Annotated in this window: 4 protein-coding genes and 1 pseudogene; 4 read left to right on the plus strand and 1 reads right to left on the minus strand. The window is 49.8% G+C overall.

Annotated elements, in window-relative coordinates; genetic code table 11:
• Positions 1-881, plus strand: a pseudogene (locus B2751_RS00385) (rod shape-determining protein); the annotation flags it as partial.
• A 474-nt stretch (positions 882-1355) separates the two neighbouring features.
• On the opposite strand, the gene B2751_RS00390 reads toward B2751_RS00385, so the two are convergent.
• Positions 1356-2225, minus strand: coding sequence for a hypothetical protein (locus B2751_RS00390; protein ID WP_290772008.1), 870 nt, complete (start codon positions 2223-2225; stop codon positions 1356-1358).
• A 180-nt stretch (positions 2226-2405) separates the two neighbouring features.
• On the opposite strand from B2751_RS00390, the gene B2751_RS00395 reads away from it, so the two are divergent.
• The 3 genes from B2751_RS00395 to B2751_RS00405 all read left to right on the plus strand — a co-directional run.
• Positions 2406-3605 carry a multidrug efflux MFS transporter gene (locus B2751_RS00395; protein ID WP_290752944.1) on the plus strand — a complete coding sequence of 400 codons (1200 nt, stop codon included), beginning with the start codon at positions 2406-2408 and terminating at the stop codon, positions 3603-3605.
• A 279-nt stretch (positions 3606-3884) separates the two neighbouring features.
• Entirely contained in the window at positions 3885-4673 is a 789-nt protein-coding gene (locus B2751_RS00400; protein ID WP_035410606.1) for a flagellar hook-basal body protein, read from the plus strand.
• Between the two features lie 12 nt (positions 4674-4685).
• Positions 4686-5064, plus strand: a 379-nt coding sequence (locus B2751_RS00405; protein WP_290772012.1) for a flagellar hook-basal body complex protein, incomplete at its 3' end; no start/stop codon positions are given.

Consider the following 5064-nt stretch of genomic DNA (forward strand, 5'->3'; position numbering starts at 1 on the left):
GGAATCGACTTAGGGACGGCGAATGTCGTCATTCATGTAAAAGGTAGAGGCATTGTCCTCGATGAGCCATCGGTCGTCGCGATCGATAAGGCGACAGGCAAGATTCATGCGGTAGGGACAGAAGCACACTTGATGGTGGGCCGAACACCGGGAAACATTGTGGCCATTCGACCGCTTCAAGACGGCGTCATTGCTGATTTCGAAATGACAGAAGCGATGCTACGCCATTTCATCGATAAGATTGAGGTCCGTAAGATGTTCGGTGGAGTCCGCATGTTGATTTGTACACCAGCAAGCATCACGACGGTCGAAGCAAAAGCGATTCGCCAAGCTGGTGAAAAATCAGGCGCGAAGACGGNNTCGGTGGCGGAACGACGGATGTTGCCGTCCTTTCAATGGGTGATATCGTTTGCGGTGAAACGATCAAAGTCGCAGGTGACCGGTTTGATCACGACATCATCCGCTCGATCAAGGATACGCATAAGTTGATCATCGGGGAACGGACAGCGCAAGCTGTCAAGACGACGGTCGCGACGGTCTCAGAAGACGGACGTCGTGAACAGATGGATATTCGCGGACGCAATCTCGTGACAGGCTTACCGCACAACATCACGGTGACATCAGAAGAAATGCATGATGCACTTGCAGAAGCAGCAATGGAGATCGTCGAAGCAACGAAGCGTGTGCTCGAGAAGACACCACCAGAGCTTGCAGCGGACATCATCGACCGTGGCATCATCCTGACGGGTGGGGGCGCACTTCTTGACGGAATCGACCAGTTACTTGCAAAAGAACTCGGCCTACCGGTTCTGATTGCAGAAGATCCGATGTTATGTGTCGCACGCGGTACAGGGATCATGCTCGACAATCTTGGGAAGTAAGAGCGTGTCAGCGTAAAGGATATGATTTTTCGTAAAAATTCATTCCTATAACGACTGTCTTGTCCTTCTCGCTTTCCACAGGCGGGAGGTAAGCCGCGACAGCGCGCATTTCATGCGAGTTGTCGGGTCTTACCTATCCCTGACGAAAGTGCTGCTTGCACTTTCTTTTCCTTCAGGAGTCGAGAATGGACAAGTTCGTTCGATATGAATCAAACCAATAGGGAGTCCGGTTTCCGAAGTACGTATCGGAAACTGGACTCCCCTTGTTTTAAACATAATGCTTAGTCCATAATGTCATTGTACTAAATGATTATGTGCCTCCTTGTGCTTCATCCGACTCCTACAGGAAAAAGTGCAAATTTTTGCGCTGTCAGAGACAAACAAGACCCAGGTTCACTGTTATACGAACAGTGAAGACTGGCTTGTGTCTCGCCTGAGGAAAGCGGATGAAAAGCAAAGGGGCATAAAGATGACTTATTGCGTACTACGCATGAAAGTCTGGTAGGCTTCAAAATCATGATAGACAATGGCACTTGGTGGCAACGAACTTGCCATCGTCTGATTAACGAGCTGATTTAGCTGCGTCCGTGTTTTGCCGTAGAACGTAATGTCTGGTGTTTCCGGAAGCTCCGTGAATTCGATAGCATAGGATAAACGATATCCGTTACTCGCCGCATACAATGCATCCGTCATCGTGATGGCGCCAAGTCCGTTGCCGCCACCGTAAACGGTCCGGTAACTCATCAATGTGACTTCGTCAGCGAGATCCATCGCCCATTCGCTGATGGAACGCCCACCTGCATCCTGTACGGTATGGAACCAGAACGGGAGGAACAGTTGCAGCGGTAATCCTTCAGCGGATGCTTTTTCGCGGAAGGCGAGTAAGATGCGTTCGTAGGAGGCGATGACTCCTGGCTGGTCCGTCTCCCATTCCGGTAAGGCGTACGGTTCGAGATCGACACTGATGCCGTCCGGATGACTGATCGTCTCCTGTTGATAGGTCGAGATCCAGGCTAACGGATCCTCGACGTTCGGTCGAGCCGTCGTTCCTTCGTTTGTAATCCAGCGCGGCTGTCCGAATAGGAAGTAGACTTCGATGCCGACAGCATGCGCTTTTTCAACGAACGTTCGGTAGAGAGTACGGTCACCCTCGACAGCGACATGCAGATAGACACGTTTCATCTGTCTGTTTGCCAGCTGATTGATCTTCGTTGAAATGGAGTTGGCCTCTGGGATGGACCAGATGACCGTGTGACGAGTGACGGAAACGGCAGCTGAACTCTTGAGTGGTAGTCCGAATTGAAGCAACGATAGGCAGACTACGCTAATCAAAAAGCGTTTCATTTCAATTTCACTCCTTCGTGTGGATTACCTTACTATCGGTCGTTGCGCATTCACTTATATGCATCAAAGGTCCTGTTCTACACTTTGACAGTTCAAATCCTAGACATTTCACATTGTGAAGTGTATATTGAAAGTTGTTATATTGAAACGAATTGCCAAATAAAAGGAAGTGATGCCACAATGCCATTGTGGAAAAGAAATTTAGTAGTCGTCTGGTTCGGTAGTTTTTTGACTGCCGCCGCTCTTAGTCTCGTTTTACCGTTTTTGCCCTTATTCATTGAAGAGCTCGGTGTCGACGGCCGACAAGATATTACGACGTGGTCCGGGATCGCCTTTGGTGCTACCTTCCTCGTCGCTGCGATCGTCTCACCGATTTGGGGACGTCTTGCCGATCGAAAAGGGCGTAAGCTCATGCTACTCCGAGCAAGTCTTGGTATGTCGATCGTCATGTTCTTAATCAGTTTCGTTCAAGACGTGTATCAACTCGTATTCCTACGTCTTGTCATGGGAGCCGTATCCGGATTCATCTCAGCCGGGATTACAATGGTTGCTTCCCAAACCCCAAAAGAGAAAAGTGGCTGGGCGCTCGGCACCCTGTCGACCGGTGGGATTGCCGGTGGATTGCTAGGACCTCTCATTGGAGGATTCCTCGCCGACGTTGTTGGGCTTCGACCCGTTTTTCTCTTTACGAGCGTTCCGCTCTTCATTACCTTCCTCGTGACCTACTTCTTCGTCAAAGAAGAATTCGTCCCACTGGAAGTCAAAAAGATGGCGTCTGCGAAAGAAATCATCCAGTCACTTCGCCATCCGGAACTCATTTTAAGCCTCTTCTTGACGACGTTCCTGATTCAGTTCGCGGCACAATCAATTAGTCCAATTCTGTCGCTGTACGTGCGGGAACTCAGTCCCGGTACCGAACGACTCGCCTTGTTATCTGGAATTGTTGCTTCGGCACCAGGGATTGCGGCACTGATCGCTGCACAACGACTGGGTCGTCTATCCGATAAGATTGGCGCTGAGCGTGTTTTATTCTTTGCGTTACTCGTCTTTGCAGCTTTCTTGATTCCGCAAGCATTCGTCACGGATACAAGTCAATTGATCGTCTTACGGATGGGGATCGGTTTTGCGACAGCAGCACTGCTGCCATCTGTCCAAACCTTGTTACGGAAGAATACGCCAGCGAATGCATCGGGACGGATCTTTGGATATAACCAGTCCGCGCAGTTCATGGGGAACTTCCTCGGACCACTCGCAGGTGGACAGATTGCCGGTCACTTTGGTTTTGAAGCGCTGTTCCTCTTTACTGGCTTGATCGTCATCACGAATGCGGTGCTAGAGCGAACACAAACGGCTGTTTTAAAGAAAAATCCGAATAACTAATGAGAAGCTTCCATTTCCTAGACTGTGTTTGGGGAACGGAAGCTTTTTTTCATAGGATTCACCTTAAGTATCTTTAAATTATTATCTAAAGTATAACAAAATTTGTCAATTTTCAATATGTAAACTATGGAAAAGCGAATTATGTAATTGAGGTAGGTCTTTCGATGCATCTCTGTTGGATATTACCGTTTTGTTCAAAAAAGCTCATAATTCCTCTTCGGTCGACCGATATACTGAAAGGAAAGAATTGAACATGAAGTCAATGAGGAGATGGAACGCATGCTACGAGGAATGTACACGGCGTCGAATGCGATGCAGGCATTACAACGTCAACAGGAAATGCTCAGTAACAACTTGGCGAATGCGCGGACGCCGGGCTTCCGCGCTGATCAAGCGTCACTCCGGACGTTTCCAGAGATGCTGATCCAGCAAACAGCAAACAATGAACGGACGGGTGTGCGAGGAGTCGCGACGGTCGGGAAACTCGCGACCGGTGTCTTCATGCAGGCAGCGACCCCGAACTTCACGCAAGGTTCGATCACTGAGACAGGCAATGCGACCGATCTACAAATCAGTTCACTTGAAGGAGCACCGCTCTTCACGATTCGTCACCGGGATCCGTTGACAGAAGAGGAAGAGACGCTTTATACGACGAACGGACAGTTTGCCGTCGGACAAGACGGTCTACTCCGGACGACAGAGAATGATCTCGTTCTTGATACGAACGGGCAACCACTCGACGTCGTCAATGAGGACTTCAAAGTTGACGCGGACGGAGCCGTCACGGATGGAAATGGTCAAGCGATCGGCAATCTCGGTCTCGTCGTAACGGATCAACCGGAGACGCTCGAACGGACAGGGAATGGTCTATTCCGGTCAACCAATCCATTGAATGCCGGAAATGTCCGAGTCGATCAAGGTGTACTCGAACTCGGAAATGTCGAGATTGAACAGACGATGGCGGAGATGAATGCTGGTCTGCGTCAGTTCGAAGCCAATCAAAAAGTCATTCAAGCGTACGACCGGACAGCGGAAAAAGCTGTTTCCGAAATCGGACGCGTTCGCTAATAGGAGGATATGATGCAATCAATCTATACATCCGCAAGTACGATGGGACAATTACAAAAACAGCTTGATACGACCGGGCAAAACCTTGCCAATGTGGATACGAACGGCTATAAACGGCGGGATGCTCAGTTCAATGAACTGCTCGTCCGTAACATCAATAACCAAGCGACAGGCTTCACACCAGGTCCCTTGACGACGCCAGAGGGTCTTCGACTCGGCGTTGGTGGTTATGTCGCGAACGAAGCGACACGTTTTGGCGTCGGAACATTCCGGACGACGGATCGAAAACTCGATGCGGCACTCGGAAACCCGCACCATTTCTTCGGTGTCATCGATACGGATGGCGTGACGAAGTTTACGCGGGACGGAAACTTCCAGTTGTCGCCGCAAG

The organism is Exiguobacterium sp. UBA6282 (assembly GCF_002440475.1).
Taxonomy (GTDB): Bacteria; Bacillota; Bacilli; order Exiguobacteriales; family Exiguobacteriaceae; genus Exiguobacterium_A.